This window comes from Variovorax sp. N23 (assembly GCF_025486315.1).
In the GTDB taxonomy this organism is placed as follows: domain Bacteria; phylum Pseudomonadota; class Gammaproteobacteria; order Burkholderiales; family Burkholderiaceae_C; genus Variovorax.
The window spans coordinates 59514-85757 of sequence record NZ_JAOOPY010000017.1 but is presented as its reverse complement, the minus strand read 5'-3'; the positions used below and the strand labels follow the sequence as shown (position 1 = coordinate 85757).

At 69.1% G+C, this 26244-nt stretch carries 26 protein-coding genes; 11 read left to right on the top strand and 15 right to left on the bottom strand.

Features of this window, described 5'->3' with window-relative positions:
- Positions 1–17 precede the first annotated feature (17 nt).
- The 7 genes from N8A90_RS21690 to argS all read right to left on the bottom strand — a co-directional run bounded on the left by N8A90_RS21690 (position 18) and on the right by argS (position 7605).
- Positions 18–1250, bottom strand: a complete 1233-nt coding sequence (locus N8A90_RS21690) for a class I SAM-dependent RNA methyltransferase (protein ID WP_262077241.1) — start codon at positions 1248–1250, stop codon at positions 18–20.
- Between the two features lie 12 nt (positions 1251–1262).
- Positions 1263–2825 carry an RNA polymerase factor sigma-54 gene (locus N8A90_RS21685; protein WP_262077239.1) on the bottom strand — a complete coding sequence of 521 codons (1563 nt, stop codon included), beginning with the start codon at positions 2823–2825 and terminating at the stop codon, positions 1263–1265.
- A 19-nt stretch (positions 2826–2844) separates the two neighbouring features.
- Positions 2845–3639 (bottom strand): LPS export ABC transporter ATP-binding protein, encoded by a 795-nt coding sequence (gene lptB, locus N8A90_RS21680; RefSeq protein ID WP_262077329.1) that lies wholly within the window; start codon positions 3637–3639, stop codon positions 2845–2847.
- 14 nt (positions 3640–3653) lie between these two features.
- The gene (gene lptA / locus N8A90_RS21675) at positions 3654–4334 is read right to left on the bottom strand and encodes a lipopolysaccharide transport periplasmic protein LptA (protein ID WP_262077237.1); all 681 of its coding nucleotides are present in this window, start codon (positions 4332–4334) and stop codon (positions 3654–3656) included.
- A gap of 119 nt (positions 4335–4453) precedes the next feature.
- The gene (locus N8A90_RS21670) at positions 4454–5107 is read right to left on the bottom strand and encodes a thiol:disulfide interchange protein DsbA/DsbL (protein WP_262077328.1); all 654 of its coding nucleotides are present in this window, start codon (positions 5105–5107) and stop codon (positions 4454–4456) included.
- Between the two features lie 112 nt (positions 5108–5219).
- Positions 5220–5900, bottom strand: coding sequence for an SPOR domain-containing protein (locus tag N8A90_RS21665; RefSeq protein WP_262077235.1), 681 nt, complete (start codon positions 5898–5900; stop codon positions 5220–5222).
- Between the two features lie 19 nt (positions 5901–5919).
- Positions 5920–7605, bottom strand: a complete 1686-nt coding sequence (argS, locus tag N8A90_RS21660) for an arginine--tRNA ligase (RefSeq protein ID WP_262077233.1) — start codon at positions 7603–7605, stop codon at positions 5920–5922.
- A 132-nt stretch (positions 7606–7737) separates the two neighbouring features.
- On the opposite strand from argS, the gene N8A90_RS21655 reads away from it, so the two are divergent.
- A complete protein-coding gene (locus N8A90_RS21655; protein ID WP_262077231.1) occupies positions 7738–8058 on the top strand; it encodes a PsiF family protein in 321 nt (106 codons plus the stop codon).
- A 42-nt stretch (positions 8059–8100) separates the two neighbouring features.
- Here the strand turns inward: N8A90_RS21655 and N8A90_RS21650 are convergent, their stop codons facing one another.
- Positions 8101–8553 carry a DUF2214 family protein gene (locus tag N8A90_RS21650; RefSeq protein ID WP_262077230.1) on the bottom strand — a complete coding sequence of 151 codons (453 nt, stop codon included), beginning with the start codon at positions 8551–8553 and terminating at the stop codon, positions 8101–8103.
- On the bottom strand, positions 8550–9521 hold the full coding sequence (locus tag N8A90_RS21645; RefSeq protein ID WP_262077228.1) for a LysR family transcriptional regulator: 972 nt from the start codon (positions 9519–9521) through the stop codon (positions 8550–8552). Before N8A90_RS21645 ends, N8A90_RS21650 begins: the two co-directional genes overlap by 4 nt.
- A gap of 104 nt (positions 9522–9625) precedes the next feature.
- Between N8A90_RS21645 and N8A90_RS21640 the strand changes: the two genes are divergently transcribed.
- The 4 genes from N8A90_RS21640 to N8A90_RS21625 are packed head-to-tail and all read left to right on the top strand — an operon-like array spanning position 9626 to position 14450.
- Positions 9626–10237 (top strand): TetR/AcrR family transcriptional regulator, encoded by a 612-nt coding sequence (locus N8A90_RS21640; protein WP_262077227.1) that lies wholly within the window; start codon positions 9626–9628, stop codon positions 10235–10237.
- Positions 10234–11883, top strand: a complete 1650-nt coding sequence (locus N8A90_RS21635; protein WP_262077226.1) for an MFS transporter — start codon at positions 10234–10236, stop codon at positions 11881–11883. Before N8A90_RS21640 ends, N8A90_RS21635 begins: the two co-directional genes overlap by 4 nt.
- Positions 11884–11895: 12 nt before the next feature.
- Positions 11896–13023, top strand: a complete 1128-nt coding sequence (locus N8A90_RS21630; protein ID WP_262077225.1) for an HlyD family secretion protein — start codon at positions 11896–11898, stop codon at positions 13021–13023.
- Positions 13020–14450, top strand: coding sequence for an efflux transporter outer membrane subunit (locus N8A90_RS21625; RefSeq protein ID WP_262077223.1), 1431 nt, complete (start codon positions 13020–13022; stop codon positions 14448–14450). Before N8A90_RS21630 ends, N8A90_RS21625 begins: the two co-directional genes overlap by 4 nt.
- 12 nt (positions 14451–14462) lie before the next feature.
- Here the strand turns inward: N8A90_RS21625 and N8A90_RS21620 are convergent, their stop codons facing one another.
- The 3 genes from N8A90_RS21620 to N8A90_RS21610 are packed head-to-tail and all read right to left on the bottom strand — an operon-like array spanning position 14463 to position 17567.
- Positions 14463–15452, bottom strand: a complete 990-nt coding sequence (locus N8A90_RS21620; protein WP_262077221.1) for a Bug family tripartite tricarboxylate transporter substrate binding protein — start codon at positions 15450–15452, stop codon at positions 14463–14465.
- Positions 15453–15454: 2 nt separating this feature from the next.
- Positions 15455–16642 carry a CaiB/BaiF CoA transferase family protein gene (locus tag N8A90_RS21615; protein WP_262077219.1) on the bottom strand — a complete coding sequence of 396 codons (1188 nt, stop codon included), beginning with the start codon at positions 16640–16642 and terminating at the stop codon, positions 15455–15457.
- On the bottom strand, positions 16635–17567 hold the full coding sequence (locus N8A90_RS21610) for a hydroxymethylglutaryl-CoA lyase (RefSeq protein ID WP_262077217.1): 933 nt from the start codon (positions 17565–17567) through the stop codon (positions 16635–16637). The genes N8A90_RS21615 and N8A90_RS21610 overlap by 8 nt, the downstream gene beginning before the upstream one ends.
- Positions 17568–17680: 113 nt before the next feature.
- Here N8A90_RS21610 and N8A90_RS21605 point away from each other — a divergent pair, with 113 nt between their 5' ends.
- Together N8A90_RS21605 and N8A90_RS21600 are read left to right on the top strand one after the other, a co-directional pair.
- Entirely contained in the window at positions 17681–18421 is a 741-nt protein-coding gene (locus tag N8A90_RS21605; protein WP_262077216.1) for an IclR family transcriptional regulator, read from the top strand.
- 132 nt (positions 18422–18553) lie between these two features.
- Positions 18554–20728, top strand: coding sequence for a malate synthase G (locus N8A90_RS21600; protein ID WP_262077215.1), 2175 nt, complete (start codon positions 18554–18556; stop codon positions 20726–20728).
- Positions 20729–20795: 67 nt separating this feature from the next.
- Here the strand turns inward: N8A90_RS21600 and N8A90_RS21595 are convergent, their stop codons facing one another.
- Complete coding sequence (locus tag N8A90_RS21595) at positions 20796–21725, bottom strand: 2-hydroxyacid dehydrogenase (RefSeq protein ID WP_262077214.1); 930 nt, start codon at positions 21723–21725, stop codon at positions 20796–20798.
- Positions 21722–22159, bottom strand: coding sequence for a VOC family protein (locus N8A90_RS21590; protein WP_262077213.1), 438 nt, complete (start codon positions 22157–22159; stop codon positions 21722–21724). The genes N8A90_RS21595 and N8A90_RS21590 overlap by 4 nt, the downstream gene beginning before the upstream one ends.
- Positions 22160–22263: 104 nt before the next feature.
- Between N8A90_RS21590 and N8A90_RS21585 the strand changes: the two genes are divergently transcribed.
- The 4 genes from N8A90_RS21585 (at position 22264) to N8A90_RS21570 (ending at position 24611) form a co-directional block, all read left to right on the top strand.
- Complete coding sequence (locus N8A90_RS21585) at positions 22264–23136, top strand: LysR family transcriptional regulator (RefSeq protein ID WP_262077212.1); 873 nt, start codon at positions 22264–22266, stop codon at positions 23134–23136.
- 206 nt (positions 23137–23342) lie between these two features.
- Positions 23343–23627, top strand: a complete 285-nt coding sequence (locus tag N8A90_RS21580; RefSeq protein ID WP_262077211.1) for a proteophosphoglycan ppg4 — start codon at positions 23343–23345, stop codon at positions 23625–23627.
- Positions 23628–23727: 100 nt separating this feature from the next.
- Positions 23728–24357: a L,D-transpeptidase gene (locus N8A90_RS21575; protein ID WP_262077210.1), complete on the top strand. Its 630-nt coding sequence runs from the start codon at positions 23728–23730 to the stop codon at positions 24355–24357.
- A 32-nt stretch (positions 24358–24389) separates the two neighbouring features.
- A complete protein-coding gene (locus N8A90_RS21570) occupies positions 24390–24611 on the top strand; it encodes a cysteine-rich CWC family protein (protein ID WP_262077209.1) in 222 nt (73 codons plus the stop codon).
- A 15-nt stretch (positions 24612–24626) separates the two neighbouring features.
- Here N8A90_RS21570 and N8A90_RS21565 read toward each other — a convergent pair whose 3' ends face one another.
- Positions 24627–26105, bottom strand: a complete 1479-nt coding sequence (locus tag N8A90_RS21565) for a putative zinc-binding metallopeptidase (protein ID WP_262077207.1) — start codon at positions 26103–26105, stop codon at positions 24627–24629.
- Positions 26106–26244: the final 139 nt, after the last annotated feature.

Here is a 26244-nt window from a genome sequence, read left to right as displayed (position 1 = left end):
GACGGCGCGACGGGCCTTCAGGGCCGCGGCGTGCGGGCCGAGCCGGCCACCATGTCGAAGCGGAACAGCCGGCACTCGATCGGGCCGTTCCACATCGGCACGCGGCGCGACTCCTTCAGCCGCATGCGCTTGGGCAGCTGCAGGTCGGGCGTGAGCACCCAGGCGGTCCAGCCGGCGTAGCTCTTCTTCCAGTGGCTGGCCAGCTGGGTGAAGAACTCGCCGCCGTCCTCGGTCGCGGCCTGCTCGCGGGCGCCCGCGCGGGCCACGCCGCCGACCTCGATGCGTTCGCCGTAGGGCGGGTTCAGCACGATCACGCCGCCCTGTGCAGCGCTTTCGGGTGGCATGCGCTGCAGGGCGTCGCCGCCGCGGAACTGGATGGCCGCCGCGACGCCGGCCCGCTCGGCGTTGCGCTCGGCGAAGTCGACCATGCGGTGCGACACGTCGCTGCCGAAGATGGGCGGCGCGGTCTTGGCCGGCGCATCGGCGGCCTCGTTCTGGATCGCTTCCCACACGTGCGGCTGGAAAGGCAGCAGCTTCTCGAAGCCGAAGCGCCGCAGCGCGCCGGCCGGGATGCCCAGGCCGATCTGCGCCGCCTCGATCGCGATGGTGCCGCTGCCGCAGCAGGGGTCGTACAGCGGCGCGTCCGACACGGCACCGGTTTCCGGGTTCCACCAGCCACTGGCGGCCAGCATGGCCGCGGCCAGGGTTTCCTTCAGCGGCGCGTCGCCGGTGTCCTGGCGCCAGCCGCGCTTGAAGAGCGGCTCGCCCGAGGTGTCGATGTAGAGCGTGCAGGTGTCGGTGGTGAGGTGGGCGAACACGCGCACGTCGGGCCACTGCGTCTCGATGCTCGGCCGCACGCCACCGGCCTTGGCGCGGAAGCGGTCGGCGATGGCGTCCTTGATGCGCAGCGTGGCGAAGTTCAGACTCTGCAGCGGGCTGTGCTGCGCCGTGGTCTCGATCTTGAAGGTCTGCTTCGGCGTGAACCAGATCTCCCATGCGACGCCGCTGGCGATGGCGTAGAGGTCGTTCTCGCTGCGGTACGGCGCATGCGCCAGTTCGATCAGCACGCGCTGCGCCAGCCGGCTGTGCAGGTTGAGCTTCATGGCGTCGCGCCACGAGCCGCGCACGAAAACGCCGCCGCGCGAGGCCATCAGGTCGTCGCCGGCCAGACCGGTGAGGCCATGGACTTCCTGGGCCAGGAAGTCCTCGACGCCGGCGGCGCAGGGCAGGAAGAGATGGAGCTGGTTCATGAACGGGCTTGCTTAAAGCGCCTTGCGCAGGTTGGCCGGCGCGATGCGCAGCGCCTCGCGGTACTTGGCGACGGTGCGCCGGGCGCATTCGATGCCCTGCTCCTTGAGCATCTCGGAGATCTGGCTGTCCGACAGCGGCTTCTTGATGCTCTCGGAGCCGACGAACTGCTTGATGAGCGCGCGCACCGCGGTGCTCGACGCGTTGCCGCCGGTCTCGGTGCCCAGCGCCGAGCCGAAGAAGTACTTGAGTTCGACCGTGCCGTAGGGCGTGGCCATGTACTTGGCCGTGGTCACGCGGCTGATGGTGGATTCGTGCAGACCGAGTTCATCGGCGATCTCGCGCAGCACCAGCGGGCGCATGGCCAGCTCGCCGTGCACGAAGAAGCTCTTCTGCCGGTCGACGATGGCATTGGAGACGCGCAGGATGGTGTCGAAACGCTGCTGGATGTTCTTGATGAACCAGCGCGCCTCCTGCAGCCGCTGCGACAGCGCCTGGCTGCCTTCGCCCTTGTGCTGCTTGAGCGCGCCGGCGTAGATGTCGTGCACCCGCAGGCGCGGCATCACGTCGGGGTTGAGCATCACGCGGAACTTCACGTTGGTGCCGGTGCCGACGCGCGTGACGATCACGTCGGGGATCACCACGTTGCGTTCCACGTCGACGAAGCGCCGGCCCGGCTTGGGTTCGAGCGTGGCGATCAGCTGCAGCGCGCTGCGCACCTCTTCCTCGTTGCTGCGGGTGAGCGTGGCCAGGCGCTTGAAGTCGCGCCGGGCGAGCAGCTCCATCGGCTGCTTGCAGATCGCGATGGCGGTCTTGCGCACCTGCGCCTCTTCGGCGCTTTCGTTCGCACGGGCCAGCGCGCGCAGCTGGATGGCCAGGCATTCGCCCAGGTCGCGCGCGCCCACGCCGACCGGCTCCAGGCTCTGCAGCAGGCCGAGCGCCACCTGGAAGTGGTGCACCAGGCCGTCGAACTCGTCGTTGTCGTCGCCGGCCAGGCCGGAGGCCAGGGCGGGCAGCGACTCTTCGAGGTAGCCGTCTTCGTTGAGCGACTCGATCAGGAAGCGCAGCGCGGCCTGGTCGCTTTCGTTCAGGCGCAGGCTCAGCGCCTGGCGGTGCAGATGGGACTGCAGCGATTCCTGGCTGCGCGCCAGCTCGGTGGCGTCGGCGCGTTCGTCGTCGCCCAGGTTGTTGGCGCGCGGTGGCGCATCGCCGCCCCATTCGCTGTCGTCGGGCGCCATGTCGACGGTGCCGTCGCCTTCCCAGTCGGGCGTGGCTTCGGTGGCGTCGACCACCGGCGCTTCGGCCTCGGTCGTGCTGAGCGTGCTGTCGCTGCTGGCCGCAGCGGGGCCGGGCGAGAAGTCGTCGTCGCGCGGCGGCGGGGCATCGGCGGTGTCGACGCCGAACTCCTCGCGGGCGGCCTCTTCGGCGGTGCGCTCGAGAAACGGGTTCTCGTCGAGCATCTGCTCCACTTCCTGGCTCAGTTCGAGCGTGGACAGCTGCAGCAGACGGATCGACTGCTGCAGCTGTGGCGTGAGCGCGAGATGCTGCGAAACGCGCAGCGAAAGGCCCTGCTTCATGGAGAGTTCCGTCCTCCCCTTACATGCGGAAGTGTTCGCCCAGGTACACGCGGCGTACCTCGGCGTTGTCGACGATCTCCGAAGGCGTGCCTTGTGCCAGCACTTGCCCGTCGCTGATGATGAAAGCGTGATCGCAGATGCCCAGCGTCTCGCGCACGTTGTGGTCGGTGATGAGCACGCCGATGCCGCGGCTCTTGAGGAAGCTGACGATGCGCTGGATCTCGATCACGGCGATCGGGTCGATGCCGGCGAAGGGCTCGTCCAGCAGGATGAAGCGCGGCTGCGTGGCCAGGGCGCGGGCGATCTCGACACGGCGGCGCTCGCCGCCCGACAGCGCCAGCGCCGGCGAATCGCGCAGGTGCTCGACGCGCAGGTCCGACAGCAGCTCGTTCAGGCGCTCTTCGGTGCGCTTCTTCGACAGCGGCACGAGCCGGCCGTTGGCGTCGGGCTCGCGCTGGAGCTCGAGCACGGCGCGCACGTTCTCCTGCACGGTGAGCTTGCGGAAGATCGAGGCCTCCTGCGGCAGGTAGCTCAGGCCCATGCGGGCGCGGCGGTGGATCGGCATGTGCGCGATCGGCTCGCCGTCGATGCTGATCTCGCCGGCATCGGCCCGCACCAGGCCCACGATCATGTAGAACGAGGTCGTCTTGCCGGCGCCGTTGGGGCCGAGCAGGCCGACGACTTCGCCCTTCTGCACATCGAGCGAGACGTTCTTGACCACCTGCCGGCTGCCGTAGCGCTTCTGCAGCCCGCGCACCTGGAGCCGGCTGCCTTCGACGGCACCGGCGCCGGCCGGGACGGCCTGCTTCGCGATGTCCACGCTGTCGTTCACGGGCGCGCTTCTCCGCCGAGGGTGGTGCTCGGGCGCAGGCCGCGGCCCGGCGCGGGCGTCGACGCCGCGGGGGCGCTCGGCTGCGCCGCGTCCGCGCCGGCAGCCTTCGGCGTCAGGATGGCGCGCACGCGGCTGCCCTGGTTGCCGGCGGCCACGCTGGCGCCCGGGGGCAGCGGCGCGCCGTTCACGGTGAAGGTGTCGTTGCTCTGGTCGTAGACGATCAGGGCACCGGTGGTCTCGTCGTTGACCTTGGCGCCGATCAGCCGCCGCATGATGGCGCGGCGGATGAACTTGACGTTGTCGGCGCGGCTGTCGTATTCGATGACCTCCGACTCGCCCTCGGTCCACTCGTCGACGCCGGAGTCGCGCTTCTGCTTGTAGTAGGCCAGCTTGCCGGGCGCCGCGGTGACCACCCCGTACTGGTAACCCTCCGGGTCCTGGCGCACGTCGATGCGCGCGCCACGGATGATGATGGTGCCCTTGGTCACCACCACGTTGCCGGTGAACACGCTGGTCTGCTTCAGGTCGTCGTAGCGCATGGCATCGGCCTCGATGTTCATGGGCTTGGTGCGGTCGGCCTTCTCGGCCAGCGCCGGGACGGTGGCGACGGCCAGCAACAGCGCGGCGAAGCCGGCGCGCAGGAGGGAGGAAAGGGGAGTGTGGGGTCGAAGTGTCATAAAGGCACGAAACTTGCTCGGCGATTGTATGCGGCGGATCAGTGCATCCGGCCGCCCGGACAAAAAAGCCCGCCAAGGCGGGCTTTTTACATTTGTGGCCGATCGTGTCGGCCGACCGATCAACCCTTGCGGGCTTCGGCCACCAGCAGGCCCACCACTTCCAGGGCGCGGTCCAGCGAGCCGGCCGTGTCGCCATCCACGTACCAACGGCCCGCCACGCCCAGTGCCGGCACACCGGCCACCTGGTAGTCGCTGGTCAGTTGGGTGGCGCGCTTGGCCTTACCCGCCACCGAGAAGGACTTGAACACGTCGGCGAACTTCTTGCCGTCCAGGTCCGGCTGCTTCTCGGCCCAGGCCAGGATCGCGGCGTCGCCGAACAGCGGCTGGCGCTGCTGGTGGATGGCCTGGAACAGCTTCATCTGGAAGGCGTCGACCTTGCCCATCGCCTCGAGCGTGTAGTACAGGCGCTGCTTGACTTCGGTGTCGTTGCCCACGAAGGGCACCGGGATGCGCTTGAACACCACGTCGGCCGGCAGCGTCTTGATCCACGACTCCAGGCGCGGCTCGAAGGCGGCGCAATGCGGGCAGTTGTACGAGAAGAACTCGACCACTTCCACCTTGCCGGCGGGCGTGTCGACCGGGGCGCGCTTGCCCAGCACGATGTAGTCGGTGCCGGCCTTCGGCGGCTTGGACTGGGCATGCACGCCGGTGGCGGCGAGGGGGAGCAGCCCGATGGAGGCAGCGGCGGTCAGCGAAAAATCGCGGCGGTTCATGGTCATCAAAGGTTCTCCTGTGCGGCTGACAGAGCCGGGCAGCGGCTGCGGAGTTCCCGCAGCGCCAGGGGGTGACGCCGGGCGGCGCCGATTCGGTCCCGCCTTGCGGCGTTCAGCGTTGCACGCGGACCAGGTTGGATTCGAGGCCGCCGCTGTCGAGCCGCGACTTCAGACGGTCGGCGTCGTCCTTCTTGTTGAACGGGCCCGCGCGCACCCGGTAGACGGTGCGGCCGGCCTGCTCGCGCTCGGTGACGCGGGCTTCGACGCCCATCAGCGACAGCTTGGCGCGCTGCGCCTCGGCGTCGTCGTTGCTGCGGAAGGCCCCGGCCTGCACGAAGTAGACGAAGGGGTCGGTGCCGTCGGCCGCGGCCGTGGTGGTGGCCGGGGCGGTGGTGCCGGCGCGGGCGCGCGCCAGGTCGCCCAGCGGGTCGGACGAAGCGGCCGGCGGGTTGGCGTCGGGACGGGCGCGGGCGGCCGCGCTGCGCGCGTCGGGCGTCACCACGGCCGGCACCGGGCCGGTGGCGGGTGCCGCCGGGTTCAGCGGGCCGACCGAGGCGGGCTGCTCGGGCGCGGTGCGCACGGGTGCCTTGCCGGCGAGCGGGGCATTGGGGTTCCAGTCCTTGTTCTTGCGGGCTTCGGCCTCGTCCTGCTCGGCACCGCCGCGCTGGGTCTTGTTCATGAACGGGATCGGCACCTTCGTCACATAGACCGCGATGCCGAGCGCCACGCCCAGGCCCAGGACGATGCCGATGATCAGGCCGATGACCGTGTTGCCGCGTTGTCTTGTTTTCATGGTGAGGAAAAAGGGGTCATCACATCTTGCGCGGCGCGCTCACGCCGAGGATCGCGAGGCCATTGTGCAGCACCTGCGCGGTGGCCGCGACCAGCGCCAGCCGGGCCCGCTTGACCTTTTCGTCGTCGACCAGGATGCGCTCGGCGTCGTAATAGCTGTGGTAGCTGGCGGCCAGTTCGCGCAGGTAGAAGGTCACGTCGTGCGGCGCGAAATCCTTGGCGGCGGCGGTGAGCATCTCCGGGTACTTGGCCAGCAGCAGCATCAGCGCCTGGGCGGCCGGGCTCTCGAGGGCCGACAGGTCGACGCCCTTGAGCGTAGCCTCGTCGCCCCCCCAGGCGGCGAGCACCGAGCAGATGCGCGCATGCGCGTACTGCACGTAGTAGACCGGGTTGTCGTTGTTCTTCGCGACCGCCAGGTCAACGTCGAAGGTGTATTCGGTGTCGGGCTTGCGGGAGAGCAGGAAGAAGCGGACCGCGTCGGTGCTGGTCCATTCGATCAGGTCGCGCAGCGTGACGTAGCTGCCGGCGCGCTTGCTGATCTTCACTTCCTCGCCGCCCTTGACCACCCGCACCATGGTGTGGAGCACGTAGTCGGGGTAGCCGGCCGGGATGCCGACGCCGGCCGCCTGCAGGCCGGCGCGCACGCGGGCGATGGTGCCGTGGTGATCGGTGCCCTGGATGTTCACCACCCGGTGGAAGCCGCGCTCCCACTTGGCGATGTGATACGCCACGTCGGGCACGAAGTAGGTGTACGTGCCGTCTTGCTTGCGCATGACGCGGTCCTTGTCGTCGCCGTAGTCGGTCGACTTCAGCCACAGCGCGCCGTCCTGCTCGTAGGTCTTGCCGGCATCGACCAGCTTCTGCACCGTGGCAGCGACACGGCCGCTGGTGTACAGGCTCGACTCCAGGTAGTAGTTGTCGAACCTCACCTGGAAGGCCTTCAGGTCCAGGTCCTGCTCGCGGCGCAGGTAGGCCACGGCGAACTGGCGGATCGAGTCGATGTCCTCGATGTCGCCGCTGGCGGTGTATTCGCGGTCGTCGGCGCTGACTGTCTTCTTCGCCTTGAAATCTTCGGCGATGTCGGCGATGTAGTCGCCGTTGTACGCCGCCGCCTTCTCGCCGCTCGGCCATTGCGCGTCGCCCGGCTTGAAGCCCTTCAGGCGCAACTGGGTGCTGCTGGCGAGCGTCTGGATCTGCACGCCGGCGTCGTTGTAATAGAACTCGCGGTAGACGTCCGCGCCCTGGGCGGCCAGCAGGTTGCAGATGGCGTCGCCCAGCGCCGCCTGGCGGCCGTGGCCGACATGCAGCGGGCCGGTCGGGTTGGCGGAGACGAACTCGACCAGCACCTTGTCGCCCCGGGCGGGCTGGCGGCCGAAGGCGTCGCCGGCGGCCAGCACCTCGCGCACGATCTGCTGCTTGGCGGCCGTCTTGAGGCGGATGTTGAGAAAACCGGGGCCGGCGATCTCGATCGCCTCGACCCACTGCGCGAAAGCCGGTGTCGCGAAGAGCGTGGCGCTCAGTTGCTCCGCCAGTTCGCGCGGCTTGCGGCCGAGGGGTTTGGCCAGCTGCATGGCGGCCGTGCTGGCGAAATCGCCGTGGGCCGCCACCTTGGGCGATTCGAAGGCGGCCTTGGCTCCGGCGCCGGACGAGAAGGATTCGAGCGTGTTCGCGAGCGCCGCGAGCAGCTCCTGTTTGACCATTAGCATCGCGGGATTTTACCGGGGCAAACCCCGATGGCCGTCCGTCCGGTCATCCGCGGCGCGGGATCGGCCGTTAGCATGAACGGCCCGGCCGTCGCCGGGTTGCTGTCACCCGATCAACCTTCGAGGAACCACATCATGAAGAAAATCCTTTCCCTGATCGCACTGGGCGCCTGCCTCTCCTTCGGCGCCGCGCAGGCCCAGGACAAGGCCGCCACGCCCGAGAAAGCGCCGACGGCCCAGCAGGGCAAGATGGCCACCTGCAACAAGGACGCCGGCGACAAGAAGGGCGACGAACGCAAGACGTTCATGAAGAGCTGCCTGTCGGCCGGCGGCGGCGGCAAGGTGACGCAGCAGGAAAAGATGAAGACCTGCAACGCCGACGCCAAGACCAAGGCATTGGCCGGCGACGCCCGCAAGGCCTTCATGAAGACCTGCCTGAGCAACAAGCCGGCCTGACCCGCTGCCAACCGAAGAAAAGCCCCGCTCGCGGGGCTTTTCCTATTTGCCGAAGCCGCGCGCGAGAAACACGGCGACCAGCGGGATCAGCGCGATCAGGTGCGCCTGCACCATCACCAGCTTGCGGGTCTTCTGGATATCGGCCTCGGTCGGCAGGGCGCCGGTGGCGCGCAGGGCCTTGCGCCAGCGGAAGTAGGTCATGGTCGGAAAGATCGAGATCACGCCCACGATGATGAAGAGCGTGAGCTTCACGTGCAGCAGCGGGTTGGTCCAGTACCAGGACGTGCCCTTCACGCCCCAGACGGTACGCGCCACGCCGGTGGCCAGCACCATGATCGCGGCGATGCCGTAGACCCGGTCGACCTTGGCGAGCCGCTCCACCACCGCGGCGTTGAGCCACTGCACGCGGCACAGCGCCGCTTCGCTGGAGATGAAGACAACCATCGTGAGGATGGCCAGCAGGTGCAGGTAGGCGAGGATGGCTTCGAAGGTCATCGTGTCTTTTCCGTGGGGTTCGTGGTGTCCGGGTGGGCGGCCGCCATTGTGCCGCTCCAGAATTCAGGGCGCCCGTACTCGGCCTTGAGGAAATCCAGCCACAGCCGCACCCGCAGCGCCAGGTGCTTTCGCTGCGGAAACACCGCGTAGATGCCGTTCGGCGGCGCCGCGAAGTCGTCGAGCACCGGCACCAACAGGCCGGCCTCGACCTCGGCCTCGATCTCCCAGCCGCTGCGCCAGGCGATGCCGTGGCCGGCCAGGCACCAGTCGTGCAGCACCTGGCCGTCGGAGCAGTCGAGCGGGCCGCTGGGCTTCAAATGGATGGTCTCCGGCTCGCCGCTGGCCGACGGAACGCGGAACGCCCAGCCGCGCGTCTGCGAGGCATCGCTCGACAGCGTCAGGCAGGCGAAGCGCGCCAGGTCGGACGGATGGCGCGGCGTGCCGTGGCGACGCAGGAAGGCCGGCGTCGCCACGCAGCGGCGGCGGTTGTCGGCCAGGCGCAGGCTCACCAGCGACGAGTCGGGCAGGTCTCCGACCCGCACCGCGCAGTCGAAGTTCTCGCCGGTGACGTCGACCACCCGGTCGCTCAGGTTCAGCGAGATCGTCACCTCCGGGTGCAGCGCATGGAAGCGCGGCACCAGCGGCGCCACGTGGCGGCGGCCGAAGCCGGCCGGTGCCGTCACCCGCAGGTGGCCGCTGGCCTTGACGCCGCCGGCACTCACGCTGGCCTCGGCGTTGGCGAATTCGATCAGCAGGCGCTGGCAGTCCTCCAGGAAGGCGCTGCCCTCGTGCGTGAGCGTCAGGCGCCGCGTGGTGCGTAGCAGCAGTTTCACGCCCAGCCGCGCCTCCAGCGCGTCGATGCGCCGGCCCATGATCGCCGGCGCCACGCCCTCGGCCTTGGCCGCCGCGGTCAAGCTCCCGCGGGTGGCGACCGAGACGAAGGATTCGAGTTGCGTGAGGCGGTCCATTGGCGCCGGATTATCCAGAGCGCCCGCACGGCCTTGCCGGGCATCAGCGGGAAATCCCCAATTTCGATACAATTCAGTTTCGATACTAATTCGTTCCGAAATACATGACCGCCGACACCGCCCTTCCGACCCCCGGCCGCCCCCGCGACGCCGCGCTCGACGCGAGCATCCTGCGCGCCGCAATGGAGCTCCTGGGCGAATCGGGCATCCAGGCCGTGACCATGGACGCCGTGGCGCAGCGCGCCGGCGCGGGCAAGGCCTCGCTCTACCGCCGCTGGAAGTCGAAGGACGAACTGCTGGCCGACGCCCTCACTCTGCACTCCCCCATCGATGTCGAAGTCGACACCGGCACGCTGCGCGGCGACCTCGTGAAGATCTATGAGCACTACTACGGCATCGGCAACCACGTGATGCAGGCGGCCGTGCAGGAGATGCTGGGCAACGTGCGCCAGCACATGGCCTGGACCGAGAAGATCGCGCCCGAACGGCTCACCGCACGCCGCGCCAAGGTGCGGGCGCTGGTGGAGCGCGCGGTCGCGCGCGGCGAGATCGACGCCCCGGTCGACATGGATCTGCTGCTCGACCTGGTGCCGGCCATGATCCTCTACCGCTACAACACGCGCAGCCAGAAAGTCACGCGGGCGTCGATCGCCCGGGTCGTCGACGAGCTCGTGATGCCGCTGGCACGCCAGCCCGGCGAGGCACGCCCGACATGAGCGACGAACGCGAACCCGTCGCGGCACCAGCACCCGCCCCGGCCGCGCCGTACGACTTGCGCGAAGGCCTGGCCTTCGCCGCCGTGTCCGTGCTGCTGGGCATCACGCAGGGCCTGGGTGTGAACCTGGTCAACTCCAATCTGACCGGCATCCAGGGCGCGCTCGGCGTCACGTCCACCGAGGCCAGCTGGCTCACCACCGCCTACTACGCCACCAACATCTCGGCGTCGCTGCTGCTGACCAAGGTGCGCTACCAGTACGGCCTGCGCAAGTTCGCCGACATCGTCATTCCCCTCTACCTGCTGCTGGCGGTGACGCACCTGTTCACGCAGCACCTGGGCTCGGCGCTCCTCGTGCGCGCAGCGCTCGGCCTGGCGGCCGCGCCGATCAGCAGCCTGACCGTGCTCTACATGGTGCAGGCCTTTCCGGCCGGGCCCAAGGTCTTCATCGGGGCGGTGCTGGCCTTCGCGGCCTTGCAGCTCGGGGCGCCGCTGTCACGCGTGATCTCCGAAGACCTGCTGCAGATCGGGCAATGGCAAGGGCTCAACGTGGTGGACGCGGCGCTCGCCATCCTGTGCGTGGCTGCCATCAACGTGGTGCGCATCAAGCCCATGCCGACGCAGCAGATGTTCGCCAGGGGCGACGCCATCGTCTTCGCGCTGTACGCGACCTCGCTCGCGCTGCTGTGCGTGGTGCTGACGCAGGGCCGCCTGCACTGGTGGACCGACACGCCCTGGCTGGGCCTGTGCCTGGCCGGGTCGGTGCTGTGCTTCGGCCTCTATCTGGCCCTCGAGCTGCCGCGCGAGAAGCAGCTGCTCGACCTGCGCTGGCTGGTGAGCCCCTTCATGCTGCGCTTCATGGGCGCGACGCTGCTGTTCCGCATCATCCTGTCGGAGCAGACCACGGGCGCGGTGGGCCTCATGAACACGCTGGGCTTCACCAACGACCAGATGCATCCGCTGTTCCTCTGGGTCACGGCCGGTACGGTGGGCGGCTTCCTGCTGGCCTTGCTGGCGCTGCCGTCCAAGCGCTTCGGCGTGCTCGGCGACATCGCGCTGGTGCTGATCATCATCGCCGCGTGGATGGACAGCCAGTCGACCGTGCTGACGCGCCCCCACGACCTGTATCTCTCGCAAACGCTGCTGGCCACGGCCAGCGCGATGTTCCTCGCGTCGGCCCTGCTGCAGGGCTTTGGCAAGGTGATCGCGGGCGGCATGAAGAACATCGTGAGCTTCATCGCCGTGTTCAGCGGCGGACAGGCGCTGGCCGGTCTGATCGGCCAGGCCTGGCTGGCCACGCTCTTGCAGGACCGCCAGCGCCTGCACTACGAGCGCCTGCTCGAACACATGCAGCTGTCCGACCCGCAGGTGGTGCAGCGCCTGGCGCAGCTCGGCGGCGCCTACGCGTCGACGCTCAACGACACGGCCGCACGCAGCACCCAGGCCCTGGGCCTGCTCGCCCAGCAAGTGACGCAGCAGTCCTATGTGCTGGCCTACAACGACCTGTTCCGCGCCGTGGCGCTCGTATCGACCCTCGGTTTTCTCGTCTTCGCAGGGGCCAAGACACACCGCTGGCACCGCGCACGCCGCGCCGTTGCTGACGATGCGTCGACCGATGCACCGATGGCCCCTGCCGCTTCTTCCTGATCGCTTCTCATCATGTCTCTCCTGACCAAAACCCTTCGTTCGCGCGGCAGCTGGATCGTGCTGATCGCCACCCTCGCCTGCGTCGCGCTGGTGCTCTACGCCTGGCGTTTACCGCCTTTCCACACCGGCACCGAAACCACCGAGAACGCCTACGTGCGCGGCATGGTGACGATCGTCGCGCCCAAGGTCGACGGCTACGTCGCCGAGGTCGATGTGCAGGACTACATGACGGTCAAGGCCGGCCAGGTGATCGTGAAGCTCGACGACCGCATCTACCGCCAGAAGCTCGAGCAGGCACGCAGCGCGCTCGCGGCGCAGGAGGCCAACCTGGCGAACACCGCGCAGGCCCAGCGCGCGCGCGAAGCGGCCATCGGCAGCACGCAGGCACAGATCGCCAGCGCACAGGCGCAGTTGCTCAATGCCCGCGCCCAGCTCACGCGCGCCCAGGCCGACATGCGCCGCGCCGCGCCGCTGGCGCAGGACGGCTCGCTGTCGCAGCGTGAGCGCGACCAGACCGAGGCCGCGCTGCACCAGGCCGAGGCCGCGGTGAAACAGGCCGAAGCCGCGGCGATGCAAAGCCAGGCCGGCAAGTCGGTCGCGACGCAGGACCTGCGCACCGTGATCGTCAACCGCGACGCGGTCGAGGCGGCGGTCGAATCCGCGCGCGCTGCCGTCAAGCTCGCCGAGATCGACCTCGACAACACCGAGATCCGCGCGCCACGCGACGGGCATGTGGGGGAGGTCGGCGTCAAGCTCGGCCAGTACGTGACGCCCGGCACGCAGCTGACGGCGGTGGTGCCGTCGCAGGTGTGGATCGTGGCGAACTTCAAGGAAGCGCAAACCGCGCACATGGTGCCCGGGCAGTTGGCGCACTTCGATGTCGATGCACTGTCCGGCGCGCGCCTGACCGGGCACGTGGAGCGCCTGTCGCCGGCCACCGGCTCCGAGTTCAGCGTGATCAAGCAGGACAACGCGACCGGCAACTTCACCAAGATCCCGCAGCGCCTGTCGGTGCGCATCGCCATCGACGCCGACCAGGCGATGGCACAGCGCCTGCGGCCGGGCATGTCGGTGGTGGTGAGCGTGGATACACGCGCGTCGGGCACAGGTGCGAAAGACGCGGCGGAGCGCCAGCCATGAGATCGCCGAGCGCCCTGACCGCCTGCCGCGCCACGCTCGCACCGGTCGTCCTGGCCCTGCTGCAGGCCTGCAGCAGCATGACCCCGACCACGCCGACGCTAGAGGCGACGGTGCCGGCCGCCTGGCAGAGCCGCGGCCCGGCCACGCCGGGCACCACGCTCGAGGCCGGCTGGTGGCGCGCCTTTGGTGACCCGGTGCTCGACCAGCTCGTCAACCAGGCGCTGGCACACAACACCGACCTGCGCAGCGCCGCCGCGCGCGTGGCCGAAGCCCGTGCGCTCGTCGACGTGCAACGCGCGGCCGGCCTGCCGACGCTCGAAGCCGCCTTCGCCGGAAGCCGCAGCCAGAGCATCAGCGCCGCCACCGGCAAGCCCTACCTGTCGACCGTGGGCCTGCCGCAGTTCCAGGCGTCTTACGAAGTCGACCTGTGGGGCCGCATCGACGCGCTCAACCAGGCCTCGGACGCGCAATTGCAGGCCAGCGAGGCCGCACGCGACAGCGCCGCGCTGAGCGTGGCCGCGACCATGGCCTCGGGCTACATCAACCTGCGCGCGCTCGACGCGCGGCTCGACGTTGCACGCCAGACGCTGGCGGCACGCGACTCGGCGCTGAAGCTCGCGCGTTCGCGCCAGGAGCGCGGCTACACCTCGGCCCTCGAGACGCAGCAGAGCGAAGCCGAGTACCGTGCTACCGCGGCCGTGATCCCGCAGTTGCAATTGGCCATCCGCCGACAGGAACATGCGCTGAGCGTGCTCGCGGGTTCGCCGCCCGACCCCGTGCCCCGAGGCCTGCCGCTGACCGAGCTCAAGCTCGTCGCCCTGCCCGATCTGGGCCTGCCGTCGGACCTGCTGCGCCGTCGCCCCGACATCGCCGGTGCCGAGGCGCAGCTGGCCACAAGCGATGCGCAACTGGCCGCCGCGCGGGCACAACTGCTGCCCTCGCTCAGGTTGTCTGCGACGCTCGGCAGCATCCGCTCGAGCGCACTCACTGGCGACCCCTTCAAGCTGTGGAGCCTCGGCAGCAGCGTGCTCGCCCCGCTGTTCGAAGGCGGACGTCTGCGTGCCGGCGTGAAGGCATCCGACGCGCGACGCGACCAGGCCCTGGCCAGCTACGAAAAGGCAGTGCTCACGGCCTTCGGCGAAGTCGAAGACCAGCTGGCGTCCGTCGACGAACTGAGCAAGCAGAGCATCGAAGTCGATGCGCAGCGCGTGGCGCTCGAGGAAACGCTGCGCGTGGCCAGCAACCGCTACCGCGAAGGCTATGCGTCGCACCTCGACGAACTCGATGCGCAGCGCAACCTGTTCAGCGCGCAGCAGACGGCACTGCAATTGCGCGCCGACGAGCTGGCGGCGCGCATCAACCTGGACCGCGCCCTCGGCGGCGGCTGGCAGCCGACGCCCGCGACGCGAGCCGCCAGCGTGCGCTGAGCGCGCCAGGCTTCAGTCGGGCTTGACGTTCGCCGCCTTGATGACCTGGCCCCACTTGTCCTGCTCGGCCAACTGGAAGGCCGCCAGCTGCGCCGCCGTCCCGCCAGACGGCACGGCGCCCAGTTCGGCCAGGCGCTTGGCGATCTCGGGCTGCTTCAGCACCGCCTGAATGGCGCCGTTCAAGCGCTGGACGATCGGGGCCGGCGTGCCGGCCGGCGCGTACATCGCGTACCAGGACGAGGCATCGAAGTCCTTCATGCCGAGGGCTTCCGCCATCGTCGGCACGTCGGGGTATTCGGCCAGGCGATGCGGCGTGGTCACCGCGAGCATCTTCAGCGCACCAGACTTCACGAACGGCGTGCTGGTCAGCAGCGTGTCGAACATGATCTGGACCTGGCCGGCGACGAGATCGGCCACGGCAGGGCCCGAGCCCTTGTAGGGAATGTGCGTCATGGTCGTGCCGGTGCGGTACTTGAAGTACTCCGGCACCAGGTGCGACGAGCCGCCGTTGCCCGCCGAACCGAAGTTGACCTTGTCCGGGTTCGCCTTGAGATAGGCGACGAGTTCGGGCACGGTCTTCACCGGCAGGACCTTCGGGTTGACGACCACCACGATCGGCACCGTCACGACCAGCGACAGCGGCACGAAGTCCTTGTTCGCGTCGTAGGGCAGCTTGTTGTAGAGCCGCGGATTGATGCCCATGGTGCCGATGCTGGACATCATCAGCGTGTAGCCGTCCGGCGCGCTCTTGGCCACGTCCGACGCGCCGATGAAGCCGTGCGCACCGCCCTTGTTCTCGACGAACACCGGCGTCTTGAGCAGGTCGCCCAGGGCCTGCCCGATCACGCGGGCCGAGATGTCCGTGGGTCCGCCGGCGGGGAATGGAACCACCAGCCGGATCGGCTTGCTCGGCCAGACGCTCTGGGCCGCAGCCGGCAGGCACGCGAACGCGGCCAGCGAGGCCAGCAGAAGACGGCGTTGCACGCCATTGGTTTTTTTCATGGTCAGTCTCCGGTGGTTATGTGTTGGGTCTTGAGGGCCGCGATCTCGTCGTCGCTGTAGCCCACTTCCTTGAGCAGGGCATTCGTGTGCTCGCCCAGCGTGGGCGGCTGCAGGCGGATGCCCGGGCGCTCACCGTCGAGCGTGAAGGGCAGCAGCGGCACCTTGGCCATGTGGCCGTCGTTCATGCGGATCGGCGCGAGGCCGCCGGTTGCGTTCAGGTGCGGGTCGTCGAACAGTTCCTGCGGCTTGGTGATGGGGGCGAAGGGCAACTCGTTCTTCTCGAACACTGCGCTGAGTTCGGCGGCGCTGTAGCCCGCCAGGTGCGAGCGCAGGATGGGCATCATCCAGTCGCGCGCCCGCACGCGGTCGTTGTTCGACTTCAGGCGCGGGTCGGCCTGCATGTCCTCCAGCCCGAAGGCCTTGCAGAAGATCGCCCACTGCTTGTCGCTGACGGCCGCCAGGAAGATCTGCTCGCCGTCCTTCACGGTGAACACGTCGTACACGGCCCAGGCAGAGATGCGGCTGGGCATCGGGTCGGCCGCCTTGCCGGTGGCGGCGAACTGCATCATGTGCTGCGCGACCAGCAGCACGTTGTTCTCGAACAGCGCCGACTGCACCTCGGCGCCCTTGCCCGTGAGTTCACGCTGGCGCAGCGCGGCCATCGCGCCGATGGCGCCGAACATGCCGCCCATGATGTCGTTCACGCTGGTGCCCGCGCGCAGCGGGTCGCCGGAGCGGCCGGTCATGTAGGCCAGCCCACCCATCATCTGAACCACCTCGTCGAGCGCGGTGCGATGGTCGTACGGGCCGGGCAGGAAGCCCTTGTGGCTCACGTAGATGAGCCGCGGGTTGAGCTTCTTCAGCGTCTCGTAGTCGAGGCCCAGCTTCTGCATGGTGCCGGGCTTGAAGTTCTCGCTCACGATGTCGGCGGTGGCGATCAGGCGGAGTGCCGCTTCCACGCCGCCGGGCTGCTTGAGGTCGAGCGCGATGCTCTTCTTGTTGCGGTTGAAGGTCGGGAAGAAGCCCGCGCCCGAGCCCAGCAGGCGGCGCGTGTTGTCGCCCTCGATCGGCTCGACCTTGATGACCTCGGCGCCGAGGTCGGCCAGCAGCATGCCGCAGGTCGGGCCCATCACCATGTGGGTGAACTCAACGACACGGATGCCCGCGTAAGGCAATGGCGAATCAGACATGCGACGTTCCTTGAAAAAATCCCTTGGGCAGGCCCGCTTCGGGCGTCATGCCATACACCGGCTCGCCAGGCAGCCCGGCCATGAGGGGCGCACGCGCCGCCATCAGCTTGTCGAGATCGATGCCGGTGCGAACGCCCATGGCCTCGAACATGAACACCAGGTCTTCGGTGACGACGTTGCCCGACGCACCCGGCGCGTACGGGCAACCACCCAGCCCGCCGAGCGACGAGTCGAAGGTGCGCACGCCCTCTTCGTAGGCGGCGAGGCAGTTCGCCAGGCCGAGGCCGCGCGTGTTGTGCATGTGGGCGGCGCCCGCCTTGTCGCCGATCTCGGCGCGCAGGCGGCGGAACAGGCGGCGCACCTGCGCGGGGTTGGCGTAGCCCACGGTGTCCGACAGGCCGGATTCGTCGGCACCGGCGGCCACGCACTGCGCCGCGAGCCAGATCACCTCGTCCTCCGGCACGTCGCCCTGCAGCGTGCAGCCGAAGGCGGTCGAGATGCCGGCTTCGAGCTTGACGTGCGGTGCGATATCGCGGCGCAGGTCGGAGATGGCGTGCACCTCCTCGATCATTTCCTCGCGCGTCTTGCGCACGTTGGCCAGCGAGTGCGCGGCGCTGGCCGACACGGGCATCGTGAGCTTGTGGACGCCGGCAGCCAAGGCGGCCTCGGCGCCGCGCCGGTTGGGCACCAGCGCCATGACGGTGAGGCCCGGCAAGGTGAGCGCGTGGCGCACGACCTCGGCGGCGTCGGCCATCTGCGGCAGCAGGCGCGCAGGAACGAAGGAAGCGACCTCGATCTCGCGCACGCCCGCGGCGCGCAGCGCGTCGATCCAGCGGAACTTGTCAGCGGTCGGCATCGTGGCCTTGACCGATTGCAGGCCGTCGCGCGGGCCGACCTCGCTGATGAGGACGTCGGGGGATGTCATGGGCTTGTCTCCTGTCGCAAACTGAAGGCCGGACTTGATAGTTCTATCTTATAGAACTATATTCCGACAAACAGAATTAAATCGCCGATCGCCTTTCACGTCAAGGAGACGCCATGCCGCGCAAAGCGCAGACCGAGTCCGTGTCGGACCTCAACGCCGCCCCGGGCGGCGCCGCCGCCGTCGACCGTGCACTGACCCTGCTGTCGGCCTTCCGGGCGGGCGACGACGCCCTGACGCTCGCCCAGTTGGCCCAGCGCACGCAGCTCTACAAGAGCACGGTGCTGCGCCTGCTGGCCTCGCTGGAACATGCGCGCTTCATCCGCCGCCAGGGCGACGGGCGCTATGCCCTGGGCGCCGAGATCGCGCGGCTGCATGGCCTGTACGCGGCGTCGTTCTCGCTCGACCAGGTGGTGCCGCCGGTGCTGCGCGACCTGGTGGGCGCCACCGGCGAGAGCGCCGCGTACCACGTGCGGCAAGACCACGGCGAACGACACGTGCGCCTCTGCCTCTACCGCGTCGACTCGCCGCACATGGTGCGCGACCATGTGCGCGCAGGCGACCTGTTGCCGGTCGACCGCGGCGCGGGCGCGCGCATCCTGATCGCCTTCGGTCCGCGCGCCGAGTGGCCGGCCGGCGCCGGCGAGCAGGCGTTCTACGAGGCGATCGTGAAGCAGGGCTACTGCGCGGCCGTGGGCGACCGCACGGCCGAGCTGGGCGGGATTTCGGCGCCCGTGTTCCATGCCGACGGCAGGCTCGCCGGCGCCGTCACGCTGACGATGCCGGCCCACCGCTACGACGACGCGTTCATCGCACCTGTGCGCGCAGCAGCCGCAAAGCTCGACGGCACGGTCTGATTCAGTTCATTTTTGTCATAAATCAATCGACTTCGAACTTCTTAATGCTTTGGCCGGTATCAAATAAAGTACGGAGCTGAACGCAGCACGGCGTCCCACCCTCCCCGCTTTCTTTCTTCCAGAGGTTTCCCCATGACCGCACGCACCACCGTCCACGGCCTCCAGGTCGCCAACGAACTCCATCGCTTCATCGAAGACAAGGTGCTGCCCGCCACCGGCGTGGACAGCGCGCGCTTCTGGAAGGGCTTCGATGCCATCGTCGCCGACCTGGCGCCCAAGAACATCGCGCTGCTGGCCGAACGCGACCGCCTGCAGACCGAAATGGACACCTGGCACAAGGCTCACCCCGGCCCGATCACCGACATGCCGGCCTACCGGGCCTTCCTGGAAAAGATCGGCTACCTGCTGCCGCAGCCGAAGGACGTGCAGACCACGACGTCGAATGTCGATGCCGAACTCGCGCAGCAGGCCGGCCCGCAACTGGTGGTGCCGATCCTGAACGCGCGCTACGCACTCAACGCCGCCAACGCGCGTTGGGGCTCGCTGTACGACGCGCTCTACGGCACCGATGCCATTCCCGAGACCGACGGTGCCGAGAAGGGCAAGGGCTACAACCCGGTGCGCGGCGCCAAGGTCATCGCCTTCGCGCGCAACGTGCTCGACCAGGCGGCGCCGCTGGCCAACGGTTCACACAAGGACGCGACCGGCTATCACGTGAAGGACGGCCAGCTGGTCGTCACGCTGCACAGCAGCGACACCTCGCTCAAGGACCCGGCCGCCTTCGTCGGCTACCAGGGCGACGCGGCGGCACCGTCGTCGGTGCTGCTCAAGCACAACGGCATCCACATCGACATCCAGATCGACCGCAGCACCGTGATCGGAAAGACCGACCCGGCCGGCATCAGCGACGTGATCATGGAAGCCGCGCTCTCGACCATCCTCGACCTCGAAGACTCGGTGGCGGTGGTCGATGCGGCCGACAAGGTCACGGCCTACTCGAACTGGCTGGGCATCGTGCAGGGCACGCTGACCGAGGAAGTGGCCAAGGGCGGCAAGACCTTCACCCGCGGCCTGAACCCCGACCGCGCCTACACCGGCGCCGACGGGAAGCCGCTGAAGCTGCACGGCCGCTCGCTCATGTTCCTGCGCAACGTGGGCCACCTGATGACCAACCCGGCCATCCTGTACGCGGGCGGCAAGGAAATCCCGGAAGGCATCCTCGACGCGGTCGTGACCACCACCATCGCCACCATCGACCTCAAGCGCAAGGGCAACTCGCGCACCGGCAGCATCTACATCGTCAAGCCGAAGATGCACGGCCCGGCCGAAGTCGCCTTCGCGAGCGAGCTGTTCGGCCGTGTCGAGCAACTGCTCGGCCTGCCGGCCAACACCGTGAAGCTCGGCATCATGGACGAGGAGCGCCGCACCAGCGTCAACCTCAAGGCCTGCATCGCCGAGGCCGCCGCGCGCGTGGCCTTCATCAACACCGGCTTCCTGGACCGCACCGGCGACGAGATGCACACCGCCATGCAGGCCGGTGCGATGCTGCGCAAGGGCGACATGAAGACGACGCCGTGGATCGCCGCCTACGAGAAGAACAACGTGCTGGTCGGCCTCTCGTGCGGCCTGCGCGGCAAGGCGCAGATCGGCAAGGGCATGTGGGCCATGCCCGACCTGATGGCCGACATGCTCAAGCAGAAGATCGCGCACCCCAAGGCCGGCGCCAACACCGCCTGGGTGCCCTCGCCCACCGCCGCCACGCTGCATGCGCTGCACTACCACCAGGTCAGCGTGGCCGACGTGCAGAAGGAACTGGAGAAGATCGATGCCAACGCCGAGCGCGACAACATCCTGAACGACCTGCTGCAGGTGCCGGTGGCGCCGAAGCCGGCGTGGACGGCCGACGAGAAGCAGCAGGAACTCGACAACAACGTGCAGGGCATCCTGGGTTACGTCGTGCGCTGGATCGACCAGGGCGTCGGCTGCTCCAAGGTGCCTGACATCCATAACGTCGGCCTGATGGAAGACCGCGCCACGCTGCGCATCAGCAGCCAGCACATCGCCAACTGGCTGCTGCACGGCATCGTGACCAAGGAACAGGTCAACGCGACCTTCGAGCGCATGGCCGCCGTGGTCGACGGGCAGAACGCGGGCGACGCGCTGTACCAGCCGATGGCCGGGCATTTCAAGACCTCGGCTGCGTACCAGGCCGCGCAGGACCTGGTGTTCAAGGGCATCGAGCAGCCGAGCGGCTACACCGAGCCGTTGCTGCATGCGTGGCGGTTGAAGGTGAAGGGCGAGGCCTGATCGGCCGCGCCGCACCGGCATGAAAAGGCACCCGCGGGTGCCTTTTCAATGATCGATGGTCGCGTCTTCAATAGCCGCGCGCGGGGTCCACCAGTCCGGCCGGCACCTCGCCACGCTGTACCGCCTGGATCTTCGAGACCATCTGCGCGATCGACTCCGACACCACGGTCTGCGCCGAGATGTGCGGCGTGATCGTCACCTTGGGGTGCGACCAGAACGGGTGGCCCGGCGGCAGTGGCTCGGTGCGCGTCACGTCGAGCATCGCGCCCGACAAGTGCCCGCTGTCGAGCAGCGCGATCAGGTCGTCCTCGACCAGGTGCGCGCCGCGGGCCACGTTGATCAGGTAGCCGCCGGGCTGCAGCCTCGACAGCGAAGCGCGGCACAGGATGTCGCGCGTGTCGGGCGTGAGCGGCAGCATGCACACGAGGAAGCGGCTGGCGGCGAGGAAGTCGTCGAACTGTTCGGCACCGCTGAAGCAGCGCACCGCGTCGATCGTCTTCGGCGATCGGCTCCAGCCGCGCACCGGAAAGTCGAACTGCTGCAACGCGCTCACCACGCGCTGCCCGAGCACGCCCAGGCCCATCACGCCGACCGGGAAGTCGCTGCGCGACCGGTCCGGGCGCGGCGCCCACTGGCCGGCCGCGGCCGCGCGGTCGTAGACGTCGAACTCGCGAAAATGCCGCAGCACCGCGTGGCAGACGTAGTCGGCCATCTGCACGGCCATGCCGCCGTCCTCGATGCGCACGATGCGTGCCTTGGGCGGCAGGTGCAGTTTGAGTAGCGCATCGACGCCCGCGCCCATGTTGAAGATCAGTTCGAGCGCGGGATGCGCGTCCATGAATGCCTGGGTCGGCGTCCAGACGATCGCGTGCCGCGCTTCGGGCGAGGCCTGGGGCCACAGGTCGATCTGCGTGCCGGGGAGCGCAGCGCGCAGGCCATCGGCCCAGGCCGACGCCTGGGCCTGCGCACAGTACAGCGCGATGCGGCTCCCGCTCATTTCGCGAACAGCGATTCGAGGCTCGCAAAGGCCTTGATCTCCACCGCGTTGCCCGACGGGTCGCGGAAGAACATGGTGGCCTGCTCGCCCGGCTCGCCCTTGAACCGGATGTAGGGCTCGATGACGAACTCGGTGCCGGCCGCCTTCAGCTTGGCGGCCAGCGCCTCCCATTGCGGGATCGACAGCACGGCGCCGAAGTGGCGCACCGGCACGCCGTGGCCATCGACCTGGCTGAGCGCCGAGTTCGCGCATTCGTCAGGCGCGAGGTGCGCCACGATCTGATGGCCGTAGAAGTTGAAGTCGATCCAGTCCGGCGAACTGCGGCCCTCGGGACAGCCGAGCAGGCCGCCGTAGAAGGCGCGCGCGGCCGACAGGTCATGCACCGGGAAGGCGAGGTGGAAGGGCGGGATCGTGGCGGCGGCAGCGGTGGTCATGGGGCGTATTGGTTGGAACGGAAACCGGCAAGTCTAGGAAAATCCGCTGACGCTGAAAAACGATATATTTTTCTCTGACTCATCACTTTCATCGATCGGTACCGATGCTCAAGGAACTGCGCACCTTCATCGCCGTGGCGCGCCACGGCACCTTCTCGCGCGCCGGCGAACGCATCGGGCTCACGCAATCGGCCGTGAGCGCGCAGATCCAGCGGCTCGAAGCCTCGCTGGGCTTCGCGCTGTTCGACCGGGCGGGCCGCACCGCCCTGCTCAACGAGGCCGGCCGCGACACGCTCGCACGCGCCGAAGCGCTGGTGCTCATGGCCGATCAGTTGCACGCCGGGCCGGGCGCGGCGGACTTCTCGGTCGCGCTGCGCATCGGCGCCATCGCCTCGGTGCAGGCGGGCGGGCTGCCGGCCGCGCTGGTCGCACTGCGGCGCAGCGTTCCGCAGCTGCGGCTGCGCGTGGTGCCGGGCGTGTCGCTGACGCTGCTGGGCATGGTCGACGCCGGCGAGCTCGACGCCGCCGTGATGATCCGGCCGCCCTTCAGCCTGCCACCCGAGCTGGTGTGGGAACCGCTGTGGCAGGAACCTTTCGTGCTGCTCGCGCCGCCGCAGGCCAAGGGGCGTGACTGGCGCCGCATTCTCGGCAGCGAGCCTTTCCTGCGCTATGACCGCGCGTCCTTCGGCGGCCGGCTGGTCGACCGCTTCCTGCGCAGCGAAGCCATCGAGGTGCAGGACGCCGTGGAAATGGACGAGCTCGAAGGCATCGTGCAGCTGGTCGGCCTGGGCATGGGCGCCGCCCTGCTGCCACGCGTGCGCGCCAACTGGCGCGTGCCCGAAGGCGTGCGCGTCGTCACGCTGGGCGACGCGACCTTCCATCGCGAGATCGGCATGGTGACGCGTGCGCGGCCAACGCAGGCCGGCATCGTGGGCGGCCTGCGCGATGCGCTGCGCAAGCCGCCGCCCAAGGTCTGAACCACCCCCGCGAATGGCGACGCCGGCCTCGGCCGTCAGTGGCGCAGTGCCCTGCGCCACAGCCAGGGGCAGGCCTCTCCTACATGGCACCGCGCGCCGGGACGACGGGAGCAACGCGGGGGCTGCATAGGCTGAACGCAGCTGTCGAGACGACGGCACCGGGTTCTCCGGTTCGATCCCTTCTCATTCATCCAAGGAGATTCATCATGATCAAGCGCACCGCTCCCCTTCTCGCCGCTCTGCTGATGGGCGCCGCCGGCGTCGCCATGGCGCAGGGCAATCCGCCGAACCCCAACGTCGCGAACCCCGCCACCGGCGCCGGCCAACAGACGCAGCAGGGCACGCCGATGGGCACCACCGGCACCCCCACCGGCCCGAGCAGCGCGACGGGCACCATGCCGATGAACAGCGGCGCGGCCACGACGCCGGCTCAGGCGCCGAACGCGCCCGCCGAGCCCGCCATGCGCCCGGCGCGCGCGGACCGCAACTGAGGCTGGCCGCAAGGCCGAGGCCTTGCCAGGCAACGAGGGCCGGCTACCGCATGCGATGCCCGGCCCGTCGTCCTTCCCTTCACGATCACGGGACCGCGTCATGCCCTCGCCCCCTCTTCTGCCTCGACTCGTTGCGGTGTCGCTGCTCTGCGGCGCAGCGCAGCTGCCGGCCCATGCGGCGCCCGGTGACCCCGACGCGGCCGCGTTCGCACGGCGCGCCGTGGCCGCGGGCGACAACCAGCAGCAGCCCTTCGCGGTGATCGACAAGAAAAATGCGCGCCTTTTCGTCTATGGCGCCCGGGGCGAGCTGAAGGCGTCGTCGCCGGTGCTGCTCGGCCTGGCCTCCGGAGATGCCTCGGTGCCCGGCATCGGCGAGCGGCCCATGGCGAGGATCGAGCCGCACGAGCGCACCACGCCTGCGGGCCGCTTCGTGTCCGAGCCTGGCCGCAACACCTCGGGCGAGGACATCGTGTGGGTCGACTACGACGCGGCGATCTCCATGCACCGCGTGCGCGCGACGAACAAGGCGGAATGGCGGCTGCAGCGGCTGGCCTCGCCGAGCGTGGCGGACAACCGCATCTCCTATGGCTGCATCAACGTGCCTGCCGCCTTCTACGACGCGCAGGTGAAGCCGGCGCTGGGCACGCGACACGGCGTGGTGTACGTGCTGCCGGAGTCGAGCCCGATGTCCTCGCATTTCGCCTTTCTGGGCGACGACGAGGCGCGCTGAGCACGCGGCCGATCGGGCACGACAATCGCGCCATGCCCGAATCACCCCCCGTCGACCCGACCCGCTGCCCGCTCTGCGGGGCCACGAACGCCTGCGCGATGGAGATCGAGCGGCTGACCGGCGTGGCACAGGGGCCGTGCTGGTGCATGACGGCGCGCTTCGACGACGCGCTCAAGCAGCGCGTGCCCGAGGCCGCGCGCGGCCTGGCGTGCATCTGCGCGCGCTGCGCCGCGGCGGCCGAGCGCACCATCTGATCGGCCCTCGGCCTCTCAGTGCTGCTGCACCGCGCCCGTGCCGTGCTCGAACAGGCCCTGGTTCTGCTGCAGGCCGGTCTGGAAGAAGGGCTGTTGCGCCTGCGTCTGCGTCTGCGCCTGTCCCTGTCCCTGGCCTTGTCCCTGGGCTGGGCCCTCGGTCGTACCGACCGTCTCGATCGCCCGCGGGGGCGTGGCCACCGATGCGGACGCATCCAACGCCACATCGGTGCCCGTGCCCGCCGACTGCGCAGCGCCTGTCTGGCGGCGCTGCCGCTGCTCGGTGATCACCTGGTGGATGAACTGCAGCTTGCCCACGGCCGCGCGCGGCAGCACGAAGGGGTAGTAGTCGGGCTGGCCCATGCTGCGCGAGAGTTCGTTGAGCACGTTGGTGAGCCGCACCCAGCCGTTGAGGAAGTCGAGAAACTTCATCGCGCCGGGATGATCGGGCTGCCACAGGTCGGCGGGCTCGAACAGGTCGCTCGCGAGCTCCACGTTCTGCGCATCGACACCGAAGCTCATCGCGGTGTCGGCCGTGTCGGCCATGTGCAGGTAGTGCGCCCAGGTCTCGGCCCAGTCTTCCCATGGGTGCGAACTCGCGTAACTGGTGACGAAGCGGTTCGCCCAATCGGCCGGCGGGCCGTTCTCGTAGTGCGTGCGCAGGGCGGTGGCGTAGTCGGCCCGCTCGTCGCCGAACAGCGCGCGGAAGTCGTCGACCCAGGGCGTGGGGAAGACCAGCAGGTCCCAGTAGTAGTGGCCGATCTCGTGGCGGAAGTGGCCGACCAGCGTGCGGTAGGGCTCGCGCATCTCGGCACGGATGCGCTCGCGCACGGCGTCCTCGGCCTCTTCGGCATTGAGCGTGATCAGGCCCTCTTCATGCCCGGTGAGCACGTGCGGCCCACCCGGCACGTTGCCCAGGAAGTCGAAGGCCAGGCCGTGTACCGGGTCGGCATGGCGCGTGACCACCGGGAGCCCGAGCGCGAGCAGTTGCGAGAGCAGGCGGCGCTTGGCCTGCTCGAGCTTGCGCCACAGGTTGCCGTTGGACGCGACCGAGAGATCGGGGATGGTGCGCGTGGCGCTGCACGACAGGCAGAAGCCGGGCGCGAGCCCGTCGGTGGTGAAGGACGGATCGTCGCCGGCGCGCGGTGCCGGCACCATCCAGTTGCAGCCTGCCGCGGTCAGGAAGTTGGCGCAGCGGCGCCACGCCCTGCCGCCGGTGTCGCCGAAGACGGTGAAGGTATCGGGTTCGGCGCCGTCGTGCGTGGCTGGAGCCAGCGGCACGACGCCCAGGCGCTCGGTGACGTAGCCCAGTGGCGTGCGGCAGGCCAGGCACTGGCTGTTGCCGAGGAAGACGGGGCGGCCGCACTGGCACTGGTAGGCGCGGCTGATGGTGGGCGCGCGCAGGTCGGCGGCCAGCGACTGGCTACCGCCCGCCGGCGCGTCGGCCGGTTCGTTCGACGCGGCGGGCTGGCCGCTGTCGTGGAGGATGGAATCCATGGGGTATGTTCTTTTCGTGTGATTGCGCCACGGTGCGTCGGCGCAACGGGTGAGACAGCTCCAGCATTGTCCGCGCCGCGCGTCGGCGCCCCGCCGCGCAAAGGCCCGTATCCTTGTAGGACAGGCCAACACGGCCGTG

Bases quoted from the DNA above. Each gene is read 5' to 3' on its own strand.
- N8A90_RS21620 (WP_262077221.1), bottom strand. From the start codon at position 15,452: ATGAAAAAAACCAATGGCGTGCAACGCCGTCTTCTGCTGGCCTCGCTG.
- argS (WP_262077233.1), bottom strand. From the start codon at position 7,605: ATGCTAATGGTCAAACAGGAGCTGCTCGCGGCGCTCGCGAACACGCTC.
- N8A90_RS21605 (WP_262077216.1), top strand. From the start codon at position 17,681: ATGCCGCGCAAAGCGCAGACCGAGTCCGTGTCGGACCTCAACGCCGCC.
- N8A90_RS21615 (WP_262077219.1), bottom strand. From the start codon at position 16,642: ATGTCTGATTCGCCATTGCCTTACGCGGGCATCCGTGTCGTTGAGTTC.
- N8A90_RS21650 (WP_262077230.1), bottom strand. From the start codon at position 8,553: ATGACCTTCGAAGCCATCCTCGCCTACCTGCACCTGCTGGCCATCCTC.
- N8A90_RS21630 (WP_262077225.1), top strand. From the start codon at position 11,896: ATGTCTCTCCTGACCAAAACCCTTCGTTCGCGCGGCAGCTGGATCGTG.
- lptA (WP_262077237.1), bottom strand. From the start codon at position 4,334: ATGACACTTCGACCCCACACTCCCCTTTCCTCCCTCCTGCGCGCCGGC.
- N8A90_RS21595 (WP_262077214.1), bottom strand. From the start codon at position 21,725: ATGAGCGGGAGCCGCATCGCGCTGTACTGTGCGCAGGCCCAGGCGTCG.
- N8A90_RS21665 (WP_262077235.1), bottom strand. From the start codon at position 5,900: ATGAAAACAAGACAACGCGGCAACACGGTCATCGGCCTGATCATCGGC.
- N8A90_RS21565 (WP_262077207.1), bottom strand. From the start codon at position 26,105: ATGGATTCCATCCTCCACGACAGCGGCCAGCCCGCCGCGTCGAACGAA.
- N8A90_RS21570 (WP_262077209.1), top strand. From the start codon at position 24,390: ATGCCCGAATCACCCCCCGTCGACCCGACCCGCTGCCCGCTCTGCGGG.
- N8A90_RS21640 (WP_262077227.1), top strand. From the start codon at position 9,626: ATGACCGCCGACACCGCCCTTCCGACCCCCGGCCGCCCCCGCGACGCC.
- N8A90_RS21580 (WP_262077211.1), top strand. From the start codon at position 23,343: ATGATCAAGCGCACCGCTCCCCTTCTCGCCGCTCTGCTGATGGGCGCC.
- N8A90_RS21645 (WP_262077228.1), bottom strand. From the start codon at position 9,521: ATGGACCGCCTCACGCAACTCGAATCCTTCGTCTCGGTCGCCACCCGC.
- N8A90_RS21670 (WP_262077328.1), bottom strand. From the start codon at position 5,107: ATGAACCGCCGCGATTTTTCGCTGACCGCCGCTGCCTCCATCGGGCTG.
- N8A90_RS21610 (WP_262077217.1), bottom strand. From the start codon at position 17,567: ATGACATCCCCCGACGTCCTCATCAGCGAGGTCGGCCCGCGCGACGGC.
- N8A90_RS21635 (WP_262077226.1), top strand. From the start codon at position 10,234: ATGAGCGACGAACGCGAACCCGTCGCGGCACCAGCACCCGCCCCGGCC.
- N8A90_RS21625 (WP_262077223.1), top strand. From the start codon at position 13,020: ATGAGATCGCCGAGCGCCCTGACCGCCTGCCGCGCCACGCTCGCACCG.
- N8A90_RS21575 (WP_262077210.1), top strand. From the start codon at position 23,728: ATGCCCTCGCCCCCTCTTCTGCCTCGACTCGTTGCGGTGTCGCTGCTC.
- N8A90_RS21600 (WP_262077215.1), top strand. From the start codon at position 18,554: ATGACCGCACGCACCACCGTCCACGGCCTCCAGGTCGCCAACGAACTC.
- N8A90_RS21585 (WP_262077212.1), top strand. From the start codon at position 22,264: ATGCTCAAGGAACTGCGCACCTTCATCGCCGTGGCGCGCCACGGCACC.
- N8A90_RS21655 (WP_262077231.1), top strand. From the start codon at position 7,738: ATGAAGAAAATCCTTTCCCTGATCGCACTGGGCGCCTGCCTCTCCTTC.
- N8A90_RS21690 (WP_262077241.1), bottom strand. From the start codon at position 1,250: ATGAACCAGCTCCATCTCTTCCTGCCCTGCGCCGCCGGCGTCGAGGAC.
- N8A90_RS21685 (WP_262077239.1), bottom strand. From the start codon at position 2,825: ATGAAGCAGGGCCTTTCGCTGCGCGTTTCGCAGCATCTCGCGCTCACG.
- N8A90_RS21590 (WP_262077213.1), bottom strand. From the start codon at position 22,159: ATGACCACCGCTGCCGCCGCCACGATCCCGCCCTTCCACCTCGCCTTC.